Here is a 21,559-nt window from a genome sequence, read left to right as displayed (position 1 = left end):
CCCATCGTAGCCCTCTCCCCTCTGGGGAGAGGGGATTTGTCCTTCGGATGGACCTGACATGACGACGATCATCGGGCGGCGCGCCCGTCTCCTGGGCTCGGCGCTCGGCGCCCTCACGCTGCTGTCGGCCTGCGCGGTGGGACCGGATTACGAGCGGCCGTCCGCCGCCGTGCCGCCGGCCTACAAGGAGGGCGGCATCACCCCCGTGGCCTTCGCAGCTCTTCCCGTCCCGCGCGACGACGGCTGGCGCCCCGCCGCCCCCGGACAGGCTGAGGCCGGACCCTGGTGGACCGTCTTCAACGATCCGGTGCTGGACGGGCTGATGCGCCGGGTGGAGGTCGACAACCAGAGCCTGAAGGCGACGGAAGCCGCCTACCGGCAGGCGAAAGCGCTGTCGGATCAGGCCCGCTCCGGATTCTTCCCCATCCTGTCGGTCAACGGCGGGGCCGACCGGGCGGGACGCGTCGGATCGGGCGACCGCAGCACCGCCGGCACCGGCACCGGCACGGCGGCCAGCCGGAGCAGAACCCCGGTGACCACCTACGACGCCGGTCTGGGGGCGAGTTGGGCGCCGGACCTCTGGGGCCGCATCCGCCGTTCGGTGGAGAGCAACGACGCCAACCTCCAGGCCAGCGCCGCCGACCTCGCCGCCGCCCGCCTGTCGGCGCAGGCGCAGCTCGCCACCGCCTACGTCCAGTTCCGTGTGGCGGACGAGCGCAAGGCGCTGCTGGAGCGGGCCATCGCCGCCTACCGCCAGTCGCTGGAGATCGCCCGCAACCGCCACGCCGTGGGCACGGCGACCCTGGCCGACGTCTTCACCGCCGAGACCCAGGTCCGCTCCACCGAGTCGCAGCTCGTGGCGCTGGGGGTACAGCGCGCCCAGTTCGAGCACGCCATGGCGGTTCTGGTCGGCCAGGCGCCCGCCGCCTTCGCGTTGGCCCCGGCACCACTGACCGCCGCGGTCCCGGCGATCCCGCCCGGCGTGCCCTCAGCCCTGCTGGAGCGCCGGCCGGACATCGCGGCGGCGGAACGGCAGATGGCCCAGGCCAACGCCCAGATCGGCATCGCGGAGTCGGCCTGGTACCCGGACGTGGTGCTGTCCGGCTCCCTCACCAACAGCGCGACGATCCTGCCCAAGCTTCTCCAGGCGCCGACGGCGATCTGGGCGGTCGGGGCGCAGGTCGCCCAGACCCTGTTCGACGGCGGCACGCGGACGGCCGAGGTGGAGCTGCGCCGCGCCGTCTTCGACCAGACCGTGGCGCAGTATCGCCAGACCGTGCTGACCGCCTTCCAGGAGGTGGAGGACCAGCTCGCCGCCCAGCGCATCCTGGCGCAGCAGGCCGCCGTGCAGGACGACGCCGTGCGGCTGGCGCGCGAGGCGGAGCGGCTGACCCTGAACCAGTACCGGGCCGGTACCCTGCCCTACAGCAGCGTCCTGACCGCCCAGACCGCCGCCCTGTCGGACGAGGAAAGCGCCCTGTCGGTGCGGCAGAGCCGCCTGCTGGCCGCCGTCTCGCTTCTCCAGGCGTTGGGGGGCACTCCGCCAAGTTTTTAATCCGGGGGAAGGCCGGGCTACCCCTTCGGACTCCGCATCGAAAGTGGTGCGGGGATGGGGCGGTCAGTCCTTTGAAAAAATGGATAAAACCCGCGCAGTTGCTGGCTGCGGGGGCGGTGCCGGGGTCAATCCGCTGGACGGGCTAGCCCGCAATTTCAGTAACGGCATGGGGAACTTGAGATTTATCTGAGTCCCGTGCGTTCAACCCCAAAGAAAAGCAGGCGCAGCATGATCCTCGATGCTCGCTCGGTGTCCTCGGGCACCAACCTTGACGCGGACCTCTGCATCGTCGGCGCCGGCGCCGCCGGGCTCGCCATAGCCCGTGCGCTGGCCGGTTCGCGCTGGAAGATCGTCCTTCTGGAGAGCGGCGGGCTCGACCCCGACGGCCACACCCAGTCGCTCTACGCCGGCGAGAATCTCGGCCTGCCCTATGAGCGCCTGTCCACCGCGCGCAGCCGCTATTTCGGCGGCAGCACCAACTGCTGGGGCGGTTTCTGCCGGCCCTTCGAGCCGATCGACATGGAGGCGCGGCCCTGGGTGCCGAACAGCGGCTGGCCCTTCGGGCCGGAGATGCTGGCCCCCTACTACGCCCGCGCCCACAGCCACCTGAATCTGCCGTCTCGCATCTACGACAACGGCCATTGGGAGAAGACCCTGGCGCCGGACGGGATCGAGTTCCTGCCGGTCGAGGGCGGCGCGCTGGAGAACCGGATCGCCCAGATCAGCGACCAGCCGCGCGTCGGCGTGACCTCCGTCGACGAGATCGTCCAGGCCACGAACATCGCCTGCTACCTGAACGCCAACGTCACCGAATTCGAGACCAACGACACCGCCACAGTGGTCGAGCGGGTGCGTTGCGCCGCCCTTAGCGGCGCCCGCTTCACCGTCACCGCGCGGCAGTTCGTCCTATGCTGCGGCGGCATCGAGAACGCCCGCCTGCTGCTGCTGTCCAACCGTGTGCAGAGCGCCGGTCTGGGCAACGGCCACGATCTGGTCGGCCGCTACTTCACCGACCACCCGCGCATCAAGGCCGGCTCGGTCCGGCTGACCGATCAGGCGCGGCACCGCCGCCTCTACGACATGACGCTGACGCTGTCGCGCCGCCGGCTGAACGCCAAGCACCTTCCCGTCTCCGCCTCCCTGTCGCCGACGGTGGAGACTCAGCGCCGGCTGGGGCTGATGAACTCGCGCAGCTATCTGGTGGCGCAGTATCACGGCGAGGCAACCGCCGGGGTGCGGGCGCTGCACGACCTGCGCATGCTGATGTCCGACCGCCGCAAGTTCGGCCACGCCGAGGGCGACCTGCGCGCCCTGCTGCGCGAGGCGGTGCCGCAGATCGCGCTGAATCTGCCGAACCTCGCCTACGCGCTGTTCGACAATGTGGTCAACCCGGCCTGGGTGACGCGCAGCTTCCTGCTGGAAACCATCGTCGAGCCGGTACCCAACCCCGACAGCCGCGTAACCCTGGCGACGGAGCGCGACGCGCTTGGCCTCAACCGGGCCGACACGGTGTGGCGCCTGACTGAGCAGGACCGCGACAACTTCCTGCGCACCAACGCGCTGGTGCGGACGGAGCTGACCCGCAACGGCCTAATCACGGTGACCGAGACCGACCCGCAGGAGGCCGCCGAGCGCGCCTGGGCGGAGCGCATCTCCTGGTGCTGGCACCATATGGGCACCACCCGCATGCACGATGACCCGAAGCAGGGTGTGGTCGACGCGCGCTGCAAGGTGCACGGGATGCACAACCTGTACATCGGCGGCAGCTCGGTCTTTCCCAGCATGGGGTGCGACCACCCGACCATCAACCTCGTGGCGCTGGCCTTCCGCCTCGCCGAGGAAGTGTCGGCCCAGCTTCAGCACGACCGCGCGGTCACTCTGGAGGGCCAGCAGGCGGCGTGATTCGCCGGTCCGGCACGGGCGGGGAGCGATCTTCCCGCCCGCAACCTCCAATCCCGGCCCCAATCCCGGTTGACCGAGAAATCAACTCAACTACTCTTGGAGCAAGAAGGGTCCAAGGGACAAGGGACGTTGGGGACGGGGATGGCGGACGATATCGGGACGGGAAATCCGGACCTCATGCTGCGTTTTCAGGCCATGCTGGACACGGTGCCGGACGGGGTCGTCATCATCGATGCCGAAGGGCGCATCCAGACCTTCAACCCGGCCTGCGAACGGCTGTTCGGCTGGACCGCCGCCGAGGTCATCGGCCACAACGTCAAGATGCTGATGCCGCCGCCCTACCGGGAGGAGCATGACGGCTATCTGGAGCGCTACCACCGGACCGGGGAACGCCGGATCATCGGCATCGGGCGGGAGGTCACCGGCCTGCGCCGCGACGGCACCACCTTCCCGATGGAACTGTCGGTCGGCGAGGCCTGCCGGGAGGCGGGTGGCGGCGGGGTCTACATCGGCATCATCCGCGACATCAGCGAGCGCAAGCGGGCCGAAACCGCCCTGCGGGAGCGCGAGGCCCGCCTCACCTCCATCCTGGAGACCGTGCCCGAGGCGATCATCGTCATCAGCGAGCGGGGACTGATCGAGTCCTTCAGCCCGGCGGCGGAGCGGCTGTTCGGCTACAGCGCCGCCGAGGTGACGGGGCAGAACGTCAGCCTGCTGATGCCCTCCCCCTACCGGGAGCAGCACGACCGCTACATGGACCATTATCTGACCACCGGGGAGCGCCGGATCATCGGGATCGGACGGGTCGTCTCCGGCCTGCGCCGCGACGGCTCGGTCTTCCCCATGGAGCTGGCGGTGGGTGAGGTGCAGCTGGCCGGGCATCGCTGCTTCACCGGCTTCATCCGCGACCTGACCGAGCGGCAGGCCACCGAAAAGCGCCTTCAGGAGCTTCAGGCGGAGCTTCTGCACGTCAGCCGGGTCAGCGCCATGGGCCAGATGGCCTCCACCCTGGCCCACGAGCTGAACCAGCCGCTGACCGCCGTCATCAACTACGCCAAGGCGGTGAAGCGCCTGCTCGACCGTCCGGATGGGACGGACAAGGCGCGGGAGACGATGGACAAGGCCACCGCCCAGGCGGCCCGCGCCGGCCAGATCATCCGCCGCCTGCGCAACTTCATCGAGAAGGGCCAGACCGAGCACACGGTGGAGAGCATCGGCAAGGTGGTGGAGGAGGCCAGCGCCCTCGCCCTGGTCGGCGCCAAGGAACGCGGCGTCCATGTCCGGCTGGAGATGAGCGGCGACGAGCGCCCCGTGCTGATCGACAAGATCCAGATCCAACAGGTCGTCCTCAACCTCGTCCGCAACGCCATCGAGGCCATGGCCGAGTCGGAGATTCGGGAACTGACGGTCACCACCGGCCCCGATCCGGAATCGGCGGCGCTGATGCGCGTCACCGTCCGCGACACCGGCCCCGGTCTGAACGAGACCGTGCTGGCCCAGCTTTTCCAGCCCTTCGTCACCACCAAGGAGAAGGGGATGGGACTCGGCCTGTCGATCTGCCGGTCGATCATCGAGGCCCATGGCGGCCGCCTGTGGTTGGAACCGGGGGACCGAGGGGCCACCTTTGCCTTCACCGTGCCGGTTGCCGGAGAGGATGATGTGCCCTGAGTCCCCATTGCCGCCCGAATTATCCCCGTCGGACATGACGGTCTTCGTCCTGGACGACGACGAAGCGGTGCGCGATTCCGTCGTGATCCTGCTGGAATGCGAGGGATTCCGGGTCGAGGGCTTCGCATCCCCCCTCGCCTTTCTGGAATCGGACGCGCCGTCGCGTCCCGGCTGCCTGCTGGTCGATGTGCGGATGCCGCAGATGAGCGGGCTCGACGTGCAGGAGCGCTTGGTGCAGGAGGGGCGCGGCCTGCCGGTGATTGTGATGACCGGCCACGCCGACGTTCCCCTGGCGGTGCGGGCGATGAAGGCCGGCGCCGTCGATTTCGTGGAGAAGCCTTTCGACGAGCAGGCCCTGATCGGCAGCGTGAAGACCGCCCTGGCCCGCGCCGTTCCAACGCCTGCGCCGCAGGCCGCCCAAGCGCCCGCCCCGTCCCCAGCCGCCCCCGCCGCGTCTCCGGAGGTGCTGGAGCGGCTGTCCAGCCTGACGCCGCGGGAACGCGACGTGCTGCAATGGCTGGTCGAAGGCAAGTCGAACAAGGTCATCGCCTTCGAGCTGTCCATCAGCCCGCGCACGGTCGAGATCCACCGCGCCCGCGTGATGGAGAAGATGCGCGCCGACAGCTTGCCCTCGCTGGTCCGCATGGCCCTGGCCGCCGGGATCACCCCCAAAGGGAAGTAATTCGGGCCGCCGGGCGCCGCCGGCGGCGACTGATCCACATCAAAACCGCGCCCGATAAGGGGAACTCCGTATTCCGGCACCGCCGGTCGGCTTCTATCTTCCCTGTAACGCCCCACGACGGGCGTCATTCCGCGTGATTTCCGATGCTGGAGGCAGTCTTGGCCGAACCGGGCGATAGCATCGTCTACATCGTCGACGACGACGAGCCGGTGCGGGACTCGATGAAGGCGCTGCTCGAAGCCTGTGCCTTCGAAGTGCGCGACTATGCGTCGTGCCAGAGTTTCATGGATCAGTACAACGGCAAGCCGTCGGGCTGCCTCGTTCTCGACCTGCATCTGCCGGTGATGAGCGGGCTGGAGTTCATCGAGCGTTTCGGCGCGAACCTGCACGGCCTGCCCGTCATCATGGTGTCGGGGCGCGGCGATCCGGCGACGTTCGCCCGCGCGCGGGAAGCCGGCGTGACCGCCTTCCTGGAAAAGCCGTTCGAAGAGGACCAGCTCCTTGACGCGGTGCAGCGCCTGCTGCCAGCCTGACCGTCCTTCTCGGTCCTGAGAGGGCCGCCGTTCCCCGGACAGGGTTCGTGAGACACCGTCCGCAGCGGAGCGCGCCCATGGCGTCCGAAGAACCCTTTTCCCGCCCCCTGTCTGCCCTGGAGGCCGTGCGCAGCCGCCGCAGCGTCCGCGCCTTTACCGCCAAGCCGGTGCCGCGCGCCGTGGTGACGGAGATCCTCGACGCCGCCAGCCGGGCCCCCAGCGGGTCGAACATCCAGCCCTGGAAAGTCCATGCGGTGGCCGGTGCAGCGCGCGAGGCGCTGTCGGCGGAGTTGCGCGCCGCCCATTTCGACCCGGCGGACGACCAGGCCGGAGCGGAATACACCTATTACCCGACCCAGTGGTTCGAACCCTATCTGGCTCGGCGCCGGAAGATCGGCTGGGACCTCTACGGCCTGCTCGGCATCGCCAAGGGCGACCGGGAAGCGATGGAGCGGCAGCACGCCCGCAACTACGACTTCTTCGGCGCCCCGGTCGGGCTGTTCTTCACGATGGACCGGCGGATGGAGCAGGGAAGCTGGCTCGACGTCGGCATGTTCATGGAGAATGTGATGGTGGCGGCGCGGGGCTTCGGGCTGGACACCTGCCCGCAGGCCGCCTTCATCACCCACCACCGCATCGTCCGTCGCCATCTCGACATCCCGGACACCGACATCCTGCTGAGCGGCATGGCGCTGGGCCACGCCGACCCGGACGCGCCGGAAAACCGTCTGGAGACCGAGCGCGCCCCGGTCGCCGACTTCACCCGTTTTCACGGCTTCTGATATCCCCGCCTTGTTGGCTCCTGTTGTAGGCCCCTGTTCGCAATGTGCGTTTTCGCACAGGCGTCGGCGGGCCGTGACGGCACTCTCCAGCCGCGCCGCGAAGCGCTGGCCTGACCGTTCCATCCCGGCAGGCTCCGCCCCGCGTCCTGTTTCCTGCGGCTTGGAGTGTTCCGACGATGGCTCTGCTCGATGATCTTGTGGTGCAGACCGCCCTGTTTCCGCTGGTGGTCGGCGTCGCCGCCGTCGGTGTGGTCCGTCTCGCCGGCGGGCGCACGCGGGGTCCCCGGTTGGCGGCGGCGGGTGTTGCCGCCGCCTTCCTGGCGGCCTACGCGCTGATCGTCGGCCTGCCGCCCTGCCCCCGCCCTCCAGCATGGGCCGCCTGTTCTGGAGCGCGGTGGCCGGTCTGGTCATCGGCGTCGGCGCCGACCTCGCCGGGCTCGACCGCCGCCGCGGCACATGGCTGCTCGGCGCCTGGGTGACGGCGGCGTTGCTGTGGATCGCCCTGCCGGTGCTGCCGGGCGGCCTGGACACCATCACCGCCGCGGTCCTGCTGTTGGCCGGCGGCTGGATCGCCCTGTCGCGCACCGCCGGCGAGGGCGACGGGGTGTCCACGCCCGGCGTCGCCCTGCTGGCCGCTGCGGTAGCGGTGGGCGGGGTGGCGCTGGTCGGCGCCTCGGCCTCCGTCGCCCAGCTCGCCTTCGCGCTGGCCGCGGCCACCGGCGGCCTGCTGCTGTGGAACTGGCCGGTGGAGCGCCACGCCTGGGGCAACGCCGGTCAGGCCGCGCTGGGCATCCTGGTGCTGCTGGCCGCCACCCTTACCTTCTTCTCCTCCGCCCACGCCGAAGCCCTGCTGCTCGTCCTGCCGGCTTTCTTCGCCGACCGGCTGCGCGACCGCCTGCCCCTGCCGCGCACCGCCGCGGGACGGGCCATGGGCACCGTGGCGCTGACCGTCCTCGCCCTGGTGCCGGCCGTCGCCGCCGTGGGCGTCGCCTTCCTTCTCTCCGCCGGTTCCGACGTGTCCGGCTACTGACCCACCCCATTCATCCCGTTCAATCCGACAAAGGACTCCGAATCATGAAGCGTCTTCTCGCCGCCGCCGCCCTGTCCGCCCTCGTCGCCCTGCCGATGACCGTCCAGGCCGCCCCGGTCGCCTACAAGCTGGACCCGGCCCACACCGCCGTGGTCTTCATCGTCGACCATCTGGGCTTCTCAAAGGCCGTGGGCAGCTTCAACACGGTGGCCGGCGAGCTGTCCTTCGACAAGGACGCCGCGGACAAGAGCAGCCTGTCGGTGACCATCGACACCGCCAGCATCGACACCAACCACGCCAAGCGCGACGAGCACCTGAAGTCGCCGGACTTCTTCAACGTGAAGGAGTTCCCGAAGCTGACCTTCAAGAGCACGAAGATCGAGAAGACCGGCGAGAAGACCGGCAAGCTGCACGGCGACCTGACCCTGCTGGGCGTCACCAAGCCGGTGGTCCTCGACGTGACCTTCAACAAGGACGGTGTCAGCCCGGCCAGCAAGCTGGACACGGTCGGCTTCTCCGCCCGCGGCACGATCAAGCGCTCCGACTTCGGCATGAAGTACGGCGTGCCGAACATCGGCGACGACATCCAGATCATCATCGAGTCCGAGGCCGTGAAGGCGTAAAGACCCGCCTTCAATCCTCCTCCGCCGCCTGCCGGACCCGCTCCCGCAGGCGGCGGGTGTCGAGCAGGACCAGAGCGCCCCGCCGCTTCTCCAGCAGCCCGTCGCGCTCCAGCGCGCTCAGCTCCCGCGAAACCGCCTCGCGCCGGGTGCTGACACGGGCGGCGAGGTCGGCGTGGGGCGGCGGCGGGGAGATGGTGGCGCTGTGCTCCCCCCGCCCGTCCGGCCGGGCCAGCCGCAGCAGCTCGGCGTAGATGCGGTGGCGCACGTCCAGCGTGTTGAACTCGTTTACCCGCGTGGCGAGCTTCCGGATCTCCCCGGCCAGCAGGACCATCACCTGGTCGCAGACGTCGGGGTGGCGGTGGATGCAGTCGCGGAACAGCGGGGCGGGCATGCAGGCGACCGTGGCGTTGGTCACGGCGACGATGCCGGCGGAGCGGGCCTTCCCGTCGATGGCCGCCAGCTCGCCGAAGAATTCCCCCGAGGGGATGTCGCGCAGAATCACCGTCCGCCCGGAGATCGCGCGGATCGTCACCCGGACCAGACCGGCGGCGACGACGAAGACGTCGGTCCCCTCATCCTCGAAATCGATGATCCATTGCCCGGCCTCCACCCGGCGCCAGACGCAACGGTCCTCCAGCGTCCGCAACTCGTCGGGGGACAGGGAGCGGAACAGCGCCGCCCCGGCCAGCGTTTCGGTCCGGCGCCTCATGAAAGGGAATGGGTGTCGGGCTGTGGCATGGCGCGGGATGATCTCATAGGATGCCGAAGGACGCCACGCAGAAGCCGAGACCCACAGCCCGAGACCGCCGACCAACATGAACGAACGTCCCATCGCCGCCCGGAGCCGTTCATGACCGGGACCCGTTCATGAAACGCCGGATCGAACGCCCGCTGCGCCTGTTCACCGGCCTGACGCTGTTCACCTTCGTCATCACCCATTTCCTGGCCCACGCCGCCGGGCTGCTGCTGCTTCCGGGAATGGAGGTGGCGCGGCGCACCCTGCTGTGGGCCTGGGACACGCTGCCGGGACAGGCGCTGCTCGCCGGCTCCTTCGTCACCCACGCCGGGCTGGGGCTGTGGGCGCTGTACCGGCGCCGCCACCTGCGCATGCCAGCCGGGGAGGCGTGGCAGCTGGGGCTCGGCCTGTGCATCCCACTGCTGCTGATTTCCCACGGCATGGCCGGGATGCTGTCGGACGACCTCTACAACGACCCGCTGACCTACCCGCGGGCGATCGTCCTCTACTGGATCACCGCGCCGGAAACCCTGCTGTGGCGCCAGCTCCTGCTTCTGGTGATCGTGTGGATACACGGCTGCATCGGGGTGCGCGGCTGGCTGATGACGAAGCCCTGGTACCGGCGCCGCGCCGCGCTGCTCGGCGCCTTCGCCATGCTGCTGCCCCTGCTGGCGCTGGCCGGAATCGTCAACGCCGGCTGGGACGCCGAGCGCCGGGCCGCCGCCGACCCCGCCTATCTGGAGCAGTTCCGCCCGCCCCCCGCCGGCACGCCGGAGGCGGAGAACCGCGCCACGCTGGCGGTGATCAGCGGCGGCGTGTTCAACACCTACGTCCTGCTGCTGGTCGGCACGCTGGGGATGCGGCAGTACCGCAACTGGCGGGCGCGGGCGACCAGCCCGGTGCGCATCGCCTATCCCGGCGGACGCACAGTAACCGTCCCGCGCGGCACCTCCGTTCTGGAGGCCAGCCGAGCCAACGGCGTCCCGCACACCGCGCTGTGCGGCGGGCGGGGCCGCTGCTCCACCTGCCGCATCCGGGTAACCGAGGGGGTGGACGCCCTGCCGCCGCCCAACGCCACCGAGCGGGCGGTGCTGGAGCGGATGAAGGCGCCGCGCGCCGTCCGTCTCGCCTGCCAGCTCCGCCCGGTGGCGCCGCTGTCGGTGACGCCGCTGCTGTCGGCGCGGGACAACGGCCGCACCTTCGCCGTCACCGCCCCCATGGACAGCGGGCGGGAGTTGGCGATCACCGCGCTGTTCGTGGATCTGCGGGGATCGACCTCGCTGGCGGCGGAACGGCTTCCCTTCGACGCCCTGTTCATCGTCACCCGCTACGTCCAAGTGGTCACCGACGCGATCCGGCGGCACGGCGGCTACGTCATCGCCATCGCCGGCGACGGGGTGATGGGCATGTTCGCCAACGAGGAGGACCCCACCGCGGCGGCTGCCAGCGCGTTGCGCGCCACCGCCGACCTGTGGCGCGACATTGAGGTGCTGAGCCGCGACCTCGCAGAGGAGCTGGACCAACCGCTGGCCTTCGGGGCCGGGGTGCATTCCGGCCTCGCCGTGGTCGGGGCGGTGGCCTGCTCGGAGGACGGATCGCTGCAGTTCATCGGCGACACCGGCAACGTCGCCGCAAGGCTGGAGGAGATGACCAAGACGCTGGGCGCCACCATGATCTTCTCCGACGCGGCCGCTGAACTGGCGGGGCTCCGGCGGCTGGAGCATCTGGAGCGCCGGGACGTGTCGATCCGGGGCCGCGACGGCACGCTGGGGGTACGGATGGTCCAGCGCCAGGAGGATTTGCGGGCGTTGCTGGAGGGAGGTACCACCGTTCCTTCTCCCCCCTTGGGAGAAGGTTAGGATGAGGGGGCGGCCGCAGGCCGGAAAAGCCCCGGCATGAGGCAGGCTTTCCCCACCCCGGCCCTCCCCCGCTGAGCGGGGGAGGGACATTCTGATGCATCAGAGCAGATGGGCCTGGGCCAGAACCTCGTTGCCGCCGCGCCAGATCATGTCGAGCGCCACGTAGGTGATGATGGCGAGGCCGATCCAGCCGATCCAGCGATGCTTGTGCAGCACATGCGCGATCATGTTGGCCGCAGCACCCATCAGGACGACGGAGAGCAGAAGGCCGATGACCAGGACCGTCGGGTGATCCTTGGCCGCACCGGCCACCGCCAGCACGTTGTCGAGCGACATCGACACGTCCGCCACCACGATCTGCCAGACCGCAGCGCCGAAGGTGGTCGTGGCCACCGCCGCACCGACCGCGGCGTCCCCGGAGCCGGTTCCGGCCAGCGCCTCGTCGGGCGTCACCTCGTCCGCCCCTCCGGAGTGCAGTTCGCGGAACATCTTCCAGCAAACCCACAGCAGCAGCACGCCGCCGGCCAGCGTCAGCCCGATGATGGCGAGAAGCTGGGTGGTGATCAGGGCGAAGAAGATGCGCAGCATGATGGCGGCACCGATGCCCCAGACGATCACCTTGCGGCGCTGCTCCATGGGAACGGCGGCGGCGGCCATGCCGACCACGATGGCGTTGTCGCCGGCGAGAACGAGGTCGATGGCGACCACCTGCCCAAGGGCGGTGAGCTGCGACCAGAGATCGACGCTTTCCATATCAAAATCTCTTCGAAGGCTTCGGTTGGGCTCAATAGCGGTGTGCGGTCATCTCTTTTCTTGGGGCTTGCGCCTGAAACAGCGGCCCTGGGGGTTCTGTCGCACGAATCCAGCCACGGCGCAGCAGGTTTAGCGTGCAGCGGTGGGTTGCAACGGACGTGAGGGCGGGATCAATCCGGCGCGCGCAGCCGGTAGCCGACGCCGGTCTCGGTCAGGATGTGCGAGGGGCGCTCCGGCTCCGCCTCGATCTTCTGGCGGAGCTGGCGGATGTAGATGCGCAGATACTGCACGTCGGTGTCCGCGCCCCAGACCTCCTTCAGGATGAGGCGGTGGGTGAGCACCTTGCCGGCATGGGCGACCAGCAGGCGCAGCAGGTCGTATTCGCGGGGCGAGAGCTTCACCTCGGCGCCGCGGACCGTCACGATCCGTCGGACCAGATCGACGGCGAGGTCGCCGCTGCGGAACAGCGGGCGCTCCCCCTGCTGCTGCAGGCGGTGGCGCAGGGCGGCGCGGATGCGGGCGAGAAGCTCGTCCATGCCGAAGGGCTTGGTCACATAGTCGTCGGCGCCGAGGTCCAGCGCCTCCACCTTGCCCGCCTCGTCGGCACGGCTGGACAGCACGATGATCGGGGCGGCCACCCCGTCGGCGCGCAGGCGGCGGATCACCTCCAGCCCGCCGATCCCCGGCAGGCCAAGGTCGAGCACCAGCAGGTCCGGCGGGCGCCGCCGCACCGCCTCCAGAGCGCCCGCCCCGTCCTCCGCCTCGGCGATGTCGTAGCCCTGGGCGGACAGGGTGGTGCGCAGGAAGCGGCGGATCGGCGGCTCGTCGTCCACCACCAGGACGCGCAGCGGCAGGGTGTCCGACCTCATAGCGCCCCCTCCTCAAGGCCGGGCTCCTCAAGGCCGGGCAGAGCCGCGGCGGCGGGCATGGTCAGGGTGAAGACGGCGCCGGAGCGGTCCCTGCGGTTGCCGGCGGCGATGGTGCCGCCCATCGCCTCGACGAAGCCGCGGCAGATCGCCAGCCCCAGCCCGGTCCCCGCGCGCTGCCGGTCCTGGGCCTGGACGCGGTAGAACTTGTCGAAGATGCGCTCGACATCCGCCGCCGGGATGCCGTCGCCCTCGTCCCGCACCTCGATGCGCACCCGACCGCCCTCCCGCGACGCTCCCACCTGGATCAGCGAGCCTGTTGGCGCGTATTTGGCCGCGTTGTCCAGCAAATTGAAGAGAACCTGTTCGAACAGCACGTCGTCCGCCTCCAACATCGGCAGGTCGGCGGCCAGATCGACCTCCACCCGGTGCCCGGCCAGGATGCGGCCCGCCCGCCCCAGAGCGCTGCCCACCGTCTCGGCCAGATCGACCGGGCCGGTGCGCGGACGGATGGCTCCCGATTCCAGGCGCGTCATGTCCAGCAGGTTGGCGATGAAGCGGTTCAGCCGCTCCGCCTCCTCCTGGATGGTGGCGGCGAGGTCGCGGCGCGACGCCTCGTCCATCCCGGCGCCGTAGGCGGTCAGGCTGGTCGCCGACCCCAGGATGGAGGCCAGCGGAGTCCGCAGGTCGTGGGAGATCGAGGTCAGCAGGGCCGAGCGCAGCCGTTCCGTCTCGGCGGCCAGACGCGCGCGGTCCACGTCCTCCGCCAGGGTGACGCGCTCGATGGCCAGCGCGGCCTGATCGGTCAGCGCGTCGAGCAGCCGGCGCTGGTCGGGGGTCAGCAGGGCGCCGGGCTTGCCGGTGCGGGCGGTGTCGGTGTCGATGCCGACCACCCCGACCGGACCACGCCCGGTGCGCAGGGGAAGGAACAGCCACTTGGCGCCGGGCAGCGTGTCCGAGCCGCGCCCGGCGGGCCGGTTGTTCTCCCAGGCCCAGACGGCGGCGGCGAGGTCGGCCTCGCGCAGTTCGTCCTCCGGCGGGTAGCCGGCGCGGACGGACACGGTGCCGCCGTCGGGCAGCAGCAGGACCACATGCACCTTGAGCATCGCCGCGATCTGGTGGGCGGTCGCCCACAGCAGGTCGTCCATGGTGACCACGCCGGCCAGCTTGCGGCTGAAGCCGTAGAGATCCTCCGTCGTCTTGGCGCGCAGCCGGGCGGTGATCGCCTGGGCGCGCACGCGGGCGGTCAGGTTGCTGGCGATCACCGCGACCACCGCGAAGAAGAACAGCGCGACGATGTTCTCCGGATCAGCGATGGAAAAGGTGTAGAGCGGGTTCAGGAAGAAGTAGTTGAAGGCCAGGGTGCTGGCGACGCAGGCGTAGAGCGACGGCCCCAGCCCGCCGGTCACGGCGCTGGCCAACACCGCCGTCAGGAAGACCAGCGCGACGTTGCTGACGTCGAGCACCTGCTGAAGCACCTTCCCGACGCCCAGCGCCAGCGCGACATAGCCGGTGGCGGCGGCGTAGGGCCAGCCGGACAGCGCCGGGCGCCGGGGAACCGCGGTGCGCACCGTCTTGGGCGGGATCGGCTCCTCGGCATCGTCGGCGATGACATGAACGCTGATGCCGCCGGCCTGCCGGATCAGCCGGAGGGCGATGGAGCTGCGCAGCAGCTCCGCCCAGGGGCCGCGGTGGGATTTGGCGATGACGATGTGCGCGACGTTGTTGGTCCGCGCATACTCGACCACCGCGCCGGCGACGTCGCCGCCGGGAATGGTCACCGCCTCGCCGCCCAGCTTCTCGACCAGCCGCAGCGCGTCGGCGATGCGGTCGCGCTCGGCCTCGCTCAGGCGCAGGCTGCGCGGAGTCTCGACGTGCAGTGCGGTCCAATGGGCGCGCAGCCGCTCCGCCTGACGGCGGGCGTAGCGGACCACGGCAGCGCAGGCCGGGTCCTCGTTGACGCAGACCAGCAGCCGCTCCCCCGCCGCCCAGGGGCCGGCGATGGCGTGGGCCTGCATGTGGGTCAGCAACTGCTCGTCCACCCGCTGGGCGGTGCGGCGCAGCGCCAGTTCGCGCAGCGCCGTCAGGTTGCCGGGGGAGAAGTAATGGCGGATGGCCCGCTCGGCGGTGCGCGGGACATAGACCTTGCCGTCCTTCAGCCGCTGGATCAGGTCGTCCGGCGTGATGTCGATGACCTCGATGTCGTCGGCCCGGTCGAGGATGGAGTCCGGCACCGTCTCGCGCACGCGGACGCGGGTGATCCGGGCAACGACGTCGTTAAGGCTCTCCACATGCTGGATGTTCATGGTGGTGTAGACGTCGATCCCGACGGCGAGGATCTCCTCAACGTCGAGGTAGCGCTTGGCGTGACGGCTGCCGGGGGCGTTGCTGTGGGCCAGCTCGTCCACCAGCACGATGGCCGGGCGGCGGGTGAGGATGGCGTCGAGGTCCATCTCGTCGAGCCGGCGGCCCTTGTACTCGACCTTGCGGCGGGGGATGACCTCCAGCCCGGCGAGCAGCGCCTCGGTCTCGCGTCGGCCATGCGTCTCGACCACGCCGACCACCACGTCCACCCCGTCGCGCCGCTTGGCCTGGGCGGTCAGCAGCATCTCGTAGGTTTTGCCGACGCCGGGGGCGGCGCCCAGGAACAGCTTCAGCCGCCCGCGCCCCTCCCGCGCCGCTTCGCGCAGGAGCGCTTCGGGCGAAGGCCGGGCGGCAGCGGCGGTTCGGTCGTTCGGCATCGGGGGCGGCTTTCGGAACGGATCGGCGGCCCCTGCCCCTCCCCTGCCCGCGCGGGAGACGGAGCGGGGCCGCCTGTTGACCTTCAGCTAATGCGTCGCCGTGGCGGCGTCGAGGGCGAGATTGAGCCGCAGCACGTTGACCACCGGCTCCCCCAGCGGTCCCAGCGGCGACGGCTCGGTGCTCATGGTGACCAGGGCGCGGACCTGGGCCTCCGACAGGCCGCGGGCACGGGCGACGCGGGGGACTTGAAAATCGGCGGCGGCGGGCGACAGATGCGGGTCGAGGCCGCTGGCCGAGGTCGTCACCAACTCGACCGGCACCGGGGCGTTGCGATTCTCGGCCTTCAGCCGCTCCGTCTCCGCGCGCACCCGGTCGGCCAGCGCCTGGGCGGTCGGGCCGAGGTTGGAGCCGCCGGAGGCCGCGGCGTTGTAGGGCGCCGGCACGCTCTTCGACGGGTCGGACGGGTCCGGCCCCAGCGTGGCGGAGGGTCGCCCGTGGAAATAGCCCTCCCCCGTCACGCTCTGGCCGATCAGGGCGGAGCCGACGACCGTCCCGTTCCGCTCGATCAGGCTGCCGTTGGCCTGATGCGGGAAGACGGCCTGGGCGATGCCGGTGACGGCCAGCGGATAGACCAGCCCGGTCACCACGGTCAGCGCGGCGATCATGACGAGGGCGGGGCGCAGTTCCTTGATCATGGCGGGTTCCTCACACGAGGCCAATGGCGGTGACGAGCAGGTCGATCAGCTTGATCCCCACGAAGGGCACGATCAGGCCGCCCAGCCCGTAGATCAGCAGGTTCCGGCGCAGCAGCCGGGCCGCCCCCACCGCGCGGTAGGCGACGCCGCGCAGCGCCAGCGGGATCAGCGCCACGATGATCAGCGCGTTGAAGATGATCGCCGACAGGATGGCACTCTCCGGGCTGGCCAGCCCCATCACGTTCAGGGCGCCGAGCTGCGGGTAGAAGGCCAGGAACATGGCGGGGATGATGGCGAAATACTTCGCCACGTCGTTGGCGATGGAGAAGGTGGTCAGGGCGCCGCGGGTCATCAGCAGCTGCTTGCCGATCTCCACGATCTCGATCAGCTTGGTCGGGTCGCTGTCCAGGTCGACCATGTTGCCGGCCTCGCGCGCCGCGACGGTGCCGGTGTTCATCGCCACGCCGACGTCGGCCTGGGCCAGCGCCGGGGCGTCGTTGGTGCCGTCTCCGCACATGGCGACCAGCTTGCCCCGCGCCTGCTCGTCGCGGATCAGCTGCAGCTTCATCTCCGGCGTCGCCTGGGCCAGGAAGTCGTCCACCCCGGCCTCCGCCGCGATGGCGGCGGCGGTCATCGCGTTGTCGCCGGTGATCATCACCGTCTTGATGCCCATCTGGCGCAGGGCCGCGAAGCGCTCCCGGATGCCGCCCTTGACGATGTCCTTCAAGTGGATGATGCCGAGCAGCCTGCCGTCGCGGGCGACGGCCAGCGGCGTGCCGCCGGACTTGGCGACGCGCTCCGCGATGGCTTGGACCTCGCGCACCGCCGCCTCCAGGGCGGGATCGGGGCGCAGCGCGGTCACCGTGTTGCCTTGGTTGGCGACGCTCTGCCCATGATTCCGCACATGGGACAGCACCGCGTCCAGCGCACCCTTGCGGATCGTCACGCCGTCGCTGTCGATGCCGCTCAGCCGCGTCTGGGCGGTGAAGGGCACGAACCGGGCGTGCAGACCGGCCATGTCGCGGGCGCGGATTCCGTAATTCTCCTTCGCCAGGACGGTGATGGAGCGGCCCTCCGGAGTCTCGTCGGCCAGCGAGGCGAGTTGGGCGGCGTCGGCGAGATCGCGGTCGGCCACGCCGGCGATCGGCAGGAACTCCGACGCCTGACGGTTGCCCAGCGTGATCGTGCCGGTCTTGTCGAGCAGCAGCGTGTCCACGTCGCCCGCCGCCTCCACCGCCCGGCCCGACATGGCCAGCACGTTGAAGCGGACCAGACGGTCCATGCCGGCGATGCCGATGGCCGACAGCAGCGCGCCGATGGTCGTCGGGATCAGCGTGACGAACAGCGCCGCCAGCACCAGCACCCCGACCGACCCGCCGGCGTAGGCGGCGAAGCTGGGGATGGTCGCCACGGCGATGACGAAGATGACCGTCATGCCGGCCAGCAGGATGTTGAGCGCGATCTCGTTGGGCGTCTTCTGGCGCTGCGCGCCCTCGACCAGCCCGATCATGCGGTCGAGGAAGGTGTTGCCCTGGGCCGCGGTGATCCGCACCGTGATCCAGTCGGAGATCACCTGCGTCCCGCCGGTCACCGCCGAGCGGTCGCCGCCGGATTCGCGGACGACCGGGGCGGATTCGCCGGTGATCGCCGCCTCGTTGACGCTGGCCACGCCCTCCACCACCTCGCCGTCCGAGGGGATGAGGTCGCCCGCCTCCACCAGAACAAGGTCGCCGGGCTTCAGGAGGGTGGCCGGAACGCTCTCCCAGCCCTCGCCCGCCAGCCGCTTGGCGGTGGTCTCGGTGCGGGTGCGGCGCAAGCTGGCCGCCTGGGCCTTGCCGCGGCCCTCCGCCACCGCCTCCGCGAAGTTGGCGAAGAGCAGGGTGAACCACAGCCACAGCACGATCTGCAGGGAGAAGCCGATCCCCCCGGCGCCCGTCAGCCTGGCGCCCGTCAGGAGGTCGCGCAGGAACAGCAGCGTGGTCAGCGCCGCCACCACCTCCACGCAGAACATCACCGGGTTGCGGGCCATCACCCGCGGGTCGAGCTTGCGGACGGAGCCGGCGATGGCGGGCAGGAGGATGGCCGGGTCCAGCAGCGTGGAGGCCGGAGTGCGGGTGGCGGTTTTCGAATGGGTGTCCATGGAGGGTCCCCGGTCAGAAGAGGAGGCCGGCGCGCATCGCCAGATGCTCGGCCACCGGGCCGAGGGCGAGCGCCGGGAAGAAGGTCAGGCCGCCGACGATCAGGATGACGCCGGCCAGCAGCCCGACGAACAGGCCGCCGTGGGTCGGAAAGGTGCCGGCCGACGCCGCGCTGCGTGTCTTGGCGGCGAGCGAGCCGGCGACCGCCAGCATTGGCACGATGACCAGGAAGCGGCCCACCAGCATCCCGGCGGCCAGCGTCAGGTTGTACCAGAGCGTGTTGCCCGACAGCCCGCCGAAGGCGCTGCCGTTGTTCGCCGCCGCCGAGACGTAGGCGTAAAGCGCCTCCGAGAAGCCGTGCGGTCCGGCGTTGGCAAGCGAGGCGAGGCCGGTGTCGAGCACCACGGCGAAGGCGGTGCCGCCGAGCATCATCAAGGGCAGGCAGAGCACGGCGAGCATGGTCATCTTGACCTCCTTCGCCTCAAGCTTCTTGCCCAGATACTCCGGCGTGCGCCCAACCATCAGCCCGGCGACGAACATGGTGACGATGGCGAACAGCAGCATGCCGTAAAGACCGGCCCCGACGCCGCCGACGATGATCTCGCCCAGCATCATGTTGACCATCGGCACCATGCCGCCCAGCGGCATGAAGCTGTCGTGCATGGCGTTGACCGCTCCGCAGGAGGCCGCCGTGGTCACCGCGGCGAACAGGGCGCTCATGGCGATGCCGAAGCGGGTCTCCTTGCCCTCCATGTTACCGGCCGCGTTGTCCAGCCCGAGAGCGGCGAAGGCCGGGTTGCCCTGGGCTTCCGCCCAGTAGGCGACAGCGACGCCGATAACGAACAGCAGGCCCATGGCGGCCAGGATGGCCCAGCCCTGCCGCTCGTCGCCGGCCATGCGCCCGAACAGGTTGGTCAGCCCGGCGCCGATGGCGAAGATCGACAGCATCTGCACCAGATTGGTCAGGGCGTTCGGATTCTCGAAGGGATGGGCGGAGTTGGCGTTGAAGAAGCCGCCGCCGTTGGTGCCCAGCATCTTGATCGCCTCCTGCGAGGCGACGGGGCCGAGCGCGATGGTCTGCTTGACGCCGTCCAGCGTGGTGGTATCCACCGTCCCGGCCAGCGTCTGCGGCACGCCCTGCCAGACCAGGAACAGCGCGTAGAGCAGGCTGAGCGGCAGCAGCAGGTAGAGCGTGCCGCGGGTCAGGTCGGTCCAGAAATTGCCGACCGTCCGCGCCCCGCTGCGGGTGAAGCCGCGGACCAGCGCCACGGCCAGCGCGATGCCGGTCGCCGCCGACACGAAATTCTGCACGGTCAGCCCGGCCATCTGCACGAGATGGCTCATCGTGCTTTCGCCGCCGTAATTCTGCCAGTTCGTGTTGGTGATGAAGCTGGCGGCGGTGTTGAAGGCGAGATCGGCGGGGACCGCCGCCATGCCCGTGGGGTTCAGGGGCAGGATGCCCTGGAGGCGCTGCAGCGCGTAGAGCAGCAGCAGCCCGGCGGCGTTGAACAGCAGCATGGCGACGGCGTAGGTCACCCAATGCTGTTCCGCCTTCGCGTCCACCCCGGCCAAGCGGTAGAGTCCGCGCTCGACGGGGCCGAGCAGCGGCGAAAGCGGCGTGCGCTCCGCGTTGAACAGCCGCGTCATGTAGCCGCCGAGCGGGCGCGCCACGGCGGCCACGAGGGCGGCGAAGAGCAGGATGTGAATCCAGCCGCTGACGGTCATGGGAGTCTCCTCAGAACCGTTCGGGGCGGATCAGGGCGTACACGAGGTAGCCCAGCAGCCCGGCGACGACGAGGCCGCCGAGCGCGTAATCGACGATCATGGCCCGCCCTCCCTCACAAGCGGTCGCAGGCGTGCACATAGGCGATGGACGCGGCGAAGAAGGCCGCGGTGATCGCCAGAGCGATGATGTCCAGCATGGTTGCCTCCGGGGGCGCACCCGGCTGGAACCGGGCGCGCGTCAGCGTGGATCGGATGCCGGCACGGCTGTGTCCGGCACGATCAGGCTGCGCCCGAGGCGCGTATAGATCGAGGGGGCGGTGGGGGGTGGAGAATATAGGGGGCGTATATGACGGGAGGGGAAGTGTATAAAAAGGCAGAGTTCTTGCCCCCACCCCGGCCCTCCCCCGCTGCGCAGGGGAGGGAGAATCAAGTTCCCTCCCCTGCGATAGCGGGGAGGGTTAGGGTGGGGGCACTGTCAGCACAGCGGCACTCCCCTCATCCGCCCGGCGTCTCCTCCATCCGGCGGAGCAGCATATCGCACGGCCCCTGGAGATGCTCCCGCATCAGGAACTCCACACGCCCGCTCTGGCGGCGGGCGATGGCATCGAGGATGCGGCGGTGCTCCTCGTTGTACTGGCGCAGCGTGGGGCCGTCCTTTTCCATCTCGAGGACGTCGTAGATCTTCGGGACCCGGTAGACGGTCTGGAAGGAGCGGTTGAACAGCCCGCTCGGCACCAGCCCCATCAGGGTGGTGTGGAAGCGCTGGTTCAGCAGGCGCCACTGCTCCAGCGCCTCCCCCTCCAGCGGGCTGTCGCCGGACATCAGCGCCTCGGCGCGGTCGAGGCCGTTGCGCAGCGCCCGCTCCACGTCGAGCGGCAGGCCGCGCTCCGCCACGATGCGGCAGCCGTGCCCCTCCAGGAGGCTGCGCATCTCATAGCTTTCCAGAAGATCGCGCCGCGTGAACTGGCGCACCGTGTAGCCGCGGTTGGTCTCGTAGGTGACCAGCCCCTCCCGCTCCGCCGCCACCAGCGCCTCGCGGATCGGGGTCCGCGACACGCCGAACTGGGCGGCCAGCTCCGCCTCCTTCAGCTTGGTGCCGGGGAGCAGCTTGCCCTCCAGCACCCGGTTGCGCAGGGCGGTCATGATGGAGCCGACCTGCTCGGACCGGACGGTCCCGGTCGCCTTCTCATCGCTGAACGGGGTCACGGTGTCCTCCGGCCGGAGCTTCGGGTGCCGGCGGTTGGAAAATGGCGAGGCAAGAGACCGCGTT

At 70.2% G+C, this 21,559-nt stretch carries 19 protein-coding genes; 10 read left to right on the top strand and 9 right to left on the bottom strand.

All coding sequences use genetic code 11. The features are described from left to right. Nucleotides 1–58: 58 nt before the first annotated feature. From ACWPXE_RS01030 to ACWPXE_RS00990, 9 genes are all read left to right on the top strand, one after another. Nucleotides 59–1,555 (top strand): efflux transporter outer membrane subunit, encoded by a 1,497-nt coding sequence (locus ACWPXE_RS01030; RefSeq protein ID WP_454016313.1) that lies wholly within the window; start codon nt 59–61, stop codon nt 1,553–1,555. Between the two features lie 228 nt (nt 1,556–1,783). Beyond that, entirely contained in the window at nt 1,784–3,457 is a 1,674-nt protein-coding gene (locus ACWPXE_RS01025; protein WP_454016312.1) for an FAD-dependent oxidoreductase, read from the top strand. A gap of 177 nt (nt 3,458–3,634) precedes the next feature. Next, complete coding sequence (locus ACWPXE_RS01020; RefSeq protein ID WP_454016311.1) at nt 3,635–5,125, top strand: PAS domain-containing sensor histidine kinase; 1,491 nt, start codon at nt 3,635–3,637, stop codon at nt 5,123–5,125. 34 nt (nt 5,126–5,159) lie between these two features. Beyond that, the gene (locus ACWPXE_RS01015) at nt 5,160–5,807 is read left to right on the top strand and encodes a response regulator transcription factor (RefSeq protein WP_454016310.1); all 648 of its coding nucleotides are present in this window, start codon (nt 5,160–5,162) and stop codon (nt 5,805–5,807) included. A 158-nt stretch (nt 5,808–5,965) separates the two neighbouring features. Next, entirely contained in the window at nt 5,966–6,340 is a 375-nt protein-coding gene (locus ACWPXE_RS01010) for a response regulator transcription factor (protein ID WP_051141058.1), read from the top strand. Nucleotides 6,341–6,417: 77 nt separating this feature from the next. Continuing rightward, entirely contained in the window at nt 6,418–7,122 is a 705-nt protein-coding gene (locus tag ACWPXE_RS01005; RefSeq protein WP_454016309.1) for a nitroreductase, read from the top strand. 176 nt (nt 7,123–7,298) lie between these two features. After that, entirely contained in the window at nt 7,299–7,601 is a 303-nt protein-coding gene (locus tag ACWPXE_RS01000) for a hypothetical protein (RefSeq protein ID WP_454016308.1), read from the top strand. Then, nucleotides 7,493–8,152, top strand: a complete 660-nt coding sequence (locus ACWPXE_RS00995) for a hypothetical protein (protein WP_454016307.1) — start codon at nt 7,493–7,495, stop codon at nt 8,150–8,152. Before ACWPXE_RS01000 ends, ACWPXE_RS00995 begins: the two co-directional genes overlap by 109 nt. 44 nt (nt 8,153–8,196) lie before the next feature. Continuing rightward, on the top strand, nt 8,197–8,775 hold the full coding sequence (locus tag ACWPXE_RS00990) for a YceI family protein (protein WP_454016306.1): 579 nt from the start codon (nt 8,197–8,199) through the stop codon (nt 8,773–8,775). Between the two features lie 10 nt (nt 8,776–8,785). Here ACWPXE_RS00990 and ACWPXE_RS00985 read toward each other — a convergent pair whose 3' ends face one another. Then, nucleotides 8,786–9,484, bottom strand: coding sequence for a Crp/Fnr family transcriptional regulator (locus ACWPXE_RS00985; RefSeq protein ID WP_454016305.1), 699 nt, complete (start codon nt 9,482–9,484; stop codon nt 8,786–8,788). 158 nt (nt 9,485–9,642) lie between these two features. Here ACWPXE_RS00985 and ACWPXE_RS00980 point away from each other — a divergent pair, with 158 nt between their 5' ends. Beyond that, entirely contained in the window at nt 9,643–11,370 is a 1,728-nt protein-coding gene (locus ACWPXE_RS00980; protein ID WP_454016304.1) for an adenylate/guanylate cyclase domain-containing protein, read from the top strand. A 99-nt stretch (nt 11,371–11,469) separates the two neighbouring features. Here ACWPXE_RS00980 and ACWPXE_RS00975 read toward each other — a convergent pair whose 3' ends face one another. The 8 genes from ACWPXE_RS00975 to ACWPXE_RS00940 form a co-directional block, all read right to left on the bottom strand. Next, nucleotides 11,470–12,123 (bottom strand): TerC family protein, encoded by a 654-nt coding sequence (locus tag ACWPXE_RS00975; protein WP_237907494.1) that lies wholly within the window; start codon nt 12,121–12,123, stop codon nt 11,470–11,472. Between the two features lie 170 nt (nt 12,124–12,293). Continuing rightward, nucleotides 12,294–12,992 carry a response regulator gene (locus ACWPXE_RS00970; RefSeq protein WP_454016303.1) on the bottom strand — a complete coding sequence of 233 codons (699 nt, stop codon included), beginning with the start codon at nt 12,990–12,992 and terminating at the stop codon, nt 12,294–12,296. Beyond that, entirely contained in the window at nt 12,989–15,730 is a 2,742-nt protein-coding gene (locus tag ACWPXE_RS00965; protein ID WP_454016302.1) for a DUF4118 domain-containing protein, read from the bottom strand. The genes ACWPXE_RS00970 and ACWPXE_RS00965 overlap by 4 nt, the downstream gene beginning before the upstream one ends. A gap of 87 nt (nt 15,731–15,817) precedes the next feature. Continuing rightward, on the bottom strand, nt 15,818–16,426 hold the full coding sequence (locus ACWPXE_RS00960; protein WP_454016301.1) for a K(+)-transporting ATPase subunit C: 609 nt from the start codon (nt 16,424–16,426) through the stop codon (nt 15,818–15,820). A 10-nt stretch (nt 16,427–16,436) separates the two neighbouring features. Continuing rightward, nucleotides 16,437–18,566 carry a potassium-transporting ATPase subunit KdpB gene (gene kdpB / locus ACWPXE_RS00955; protein ID WP_454016300.1) on the bottom strand — a complete coding sequence of 710 codons (2,130 nt, stop codon included), beginning with the start codon at nt 18,564–18,566 and terminating at the stop codon, nt 16,437–16,439. Nucleotides 18,567–18,579: 13 nt separating this feature from the next. Further along, a complete protein-coding gene (gene kdpA, locus ACWPXE_RS00950) occupies nt 18,580–20,289 on the bottom strand; it encodes a potassium-transporting ATPase subunit KdpA (RefSeq protein ID WP_454016299.1) in 1,710 nt (569 codons plus the stop codon). 10 nt (nt 20,290–20,299) lie between these two features. Next, nucleotides 20,300–20,389 (bottom strand): K(+)-transporting ATPase subunit F, encoded by a 90-nt coding sequence (locus tag ACWPXE_RS00945; RefSeq protein WP_237907488.1) that lies wholly within the window; start codon nt 20,387–20,389, stop codon nt 20,300–20,302. Between the two features lie 395 nt (nt 20,390–20,784). Further along, entirely contained in the window at nt 20,785–21,495 is a 711-nt protein-coding gene (locus ACWPXE_RS00940; RefSeq protein WP_454016298.1) for a GntR family transcriptional regulator, read from the bottom strand. Between the last annotated feature and the right edge of the window lie 64 nt (nt 21,496–21,559).

The sequence above is a fragment of the Azospirillum sp. Marseille-Q6669 genome, assembly GCF_965111635.1.
The sequence above is the reverse complement of the archived record's forward strand: the minus strand, read 5'-3'. Positions and strand labels throughout refer to the sequence as shown.

Bases quoted from the DNA above. Each gene is read 5' to 3' on its own strand.
- ACWPXE_RS00990 (WP_454016306.1), top strand. From the start codon at position 8,197: ATGAAGCGTCTTCTCGCCGCCGCCGCCCTGTCCGCCCTCGTCGCCCTG.
- ACWPXE_RS00985 (WP_454016305.1), bottom strand. From the start codon at position 9,484: ATGAGGCGCCGGACCGAAACGCTGGCCGGGGCGGCGCTGTTCCGCTCC.
- ACWPXE_RS00945 (WP_237907488.1), bottom strand. From the start codon at position 20,389: ATGATCGTCGATTACGCGCTCGGCGGCCTCGTCGTCGCCGGGCTGCTG.
- ACWPXE_RS00975 (WP_237907494.1), bottom strand. From the start codon at position 12,123: ATGGAAAGCGTCGATCTCTGGTCGCAGCTCACCGCCCTTGGGCAGGTG.
- ACWPXE_RS01030 (WP_454016313.1), top strand. From the start codon at position 59: ATGACGACGATCATCGGGCGGCGCGCCCGTCTCCTGGGCTCGGCGCTC.
- ACWPXE_RS00970 (WP_454016303.1), bottom strand. From the start codon at position 12,992: ATGAGGTCGGACACCCTGCCGCTGCGCGTCCTGGTGGTGGACGACGAG.
- kdpB (WP_454016300.1), bottom strand. From the start codon at position 18,566: ATGGACACCCATTCGAAAACCGCCACCCGCACTCCGGCCTCCACGCTG.
- ACWPXE_RS01015 (WP_454016310.1), top strand. From the start codon at position 5,160: ATGACGGTCTTCGTCCTGGACGACGACGAAGCGGTGCGCGATTCCGTC.
- kdpA (WP_454016299.1), bottom strand. From the start codon at position 20,289: ATGACCGTCAGCGGCTGGATTCACATCCTGCTCTTCGCCGCCCTCGTG.
- ACWPXE_RS01000 (WP_454016308.1), top strand. From the start codon at position 7,299: ATGGCTCTGCTCGATGATCTTGTGGTGCAGACCGCCCTGTTTCCGCTG.
- ACWPXE_RS01025 (WP_454016312.1), top strand. From the start codon at position 1,784: ATGATCCTCGATGCTCGCTCGGTGTCCTCGGGCACCAACCTTGACGCG.
- ACWPXE_RS01005 (WP_454016309.1), top strand. From the start codon at position 6,418: ATGGCGTCCGAAGAACCCTTTTCCCGCCCCCTGTCTGCCCTGGAGGCC.
- ACWPXE_RS00980 (WP_454016304.1), top strand. From the start codon at position 9,643: ATGAAACGCCGGATCGAACGCCCGCTGCGCCTGTTCACCGGCCTGACG.
- ACWPXE_RS00960 (WP_454016301.1), bottom strand. From the start codon at position 16,426: ATGATCAAGGAACTGCGCCCCGCCCTCGTCATGATCGCCGCGCTGACC.
- ACWPXE_RS01020 (WP_454016311.1), top strand. From the start codon at position 3,635: ATGCTGCGTTTTCAGGCCATGCTGGACACGGTGCCGGACGGGGTCGTC.
- ACWPXE_RS00995 (WP_454016307.1), top strand. From the start codon at position 7,493: ATGGGCCGCCTGTTCTGGAGCGCGGTGGCCGGTCTGGTCATCGGCGTC.
- ACWPXE_RS00965 (WP_454016302.1), bottom strand. From the start codon at position 15,730: ATGCCGAACGACCGAACCGCCGCTGCCGCCCGGCCTTCGCCCGAAGCG.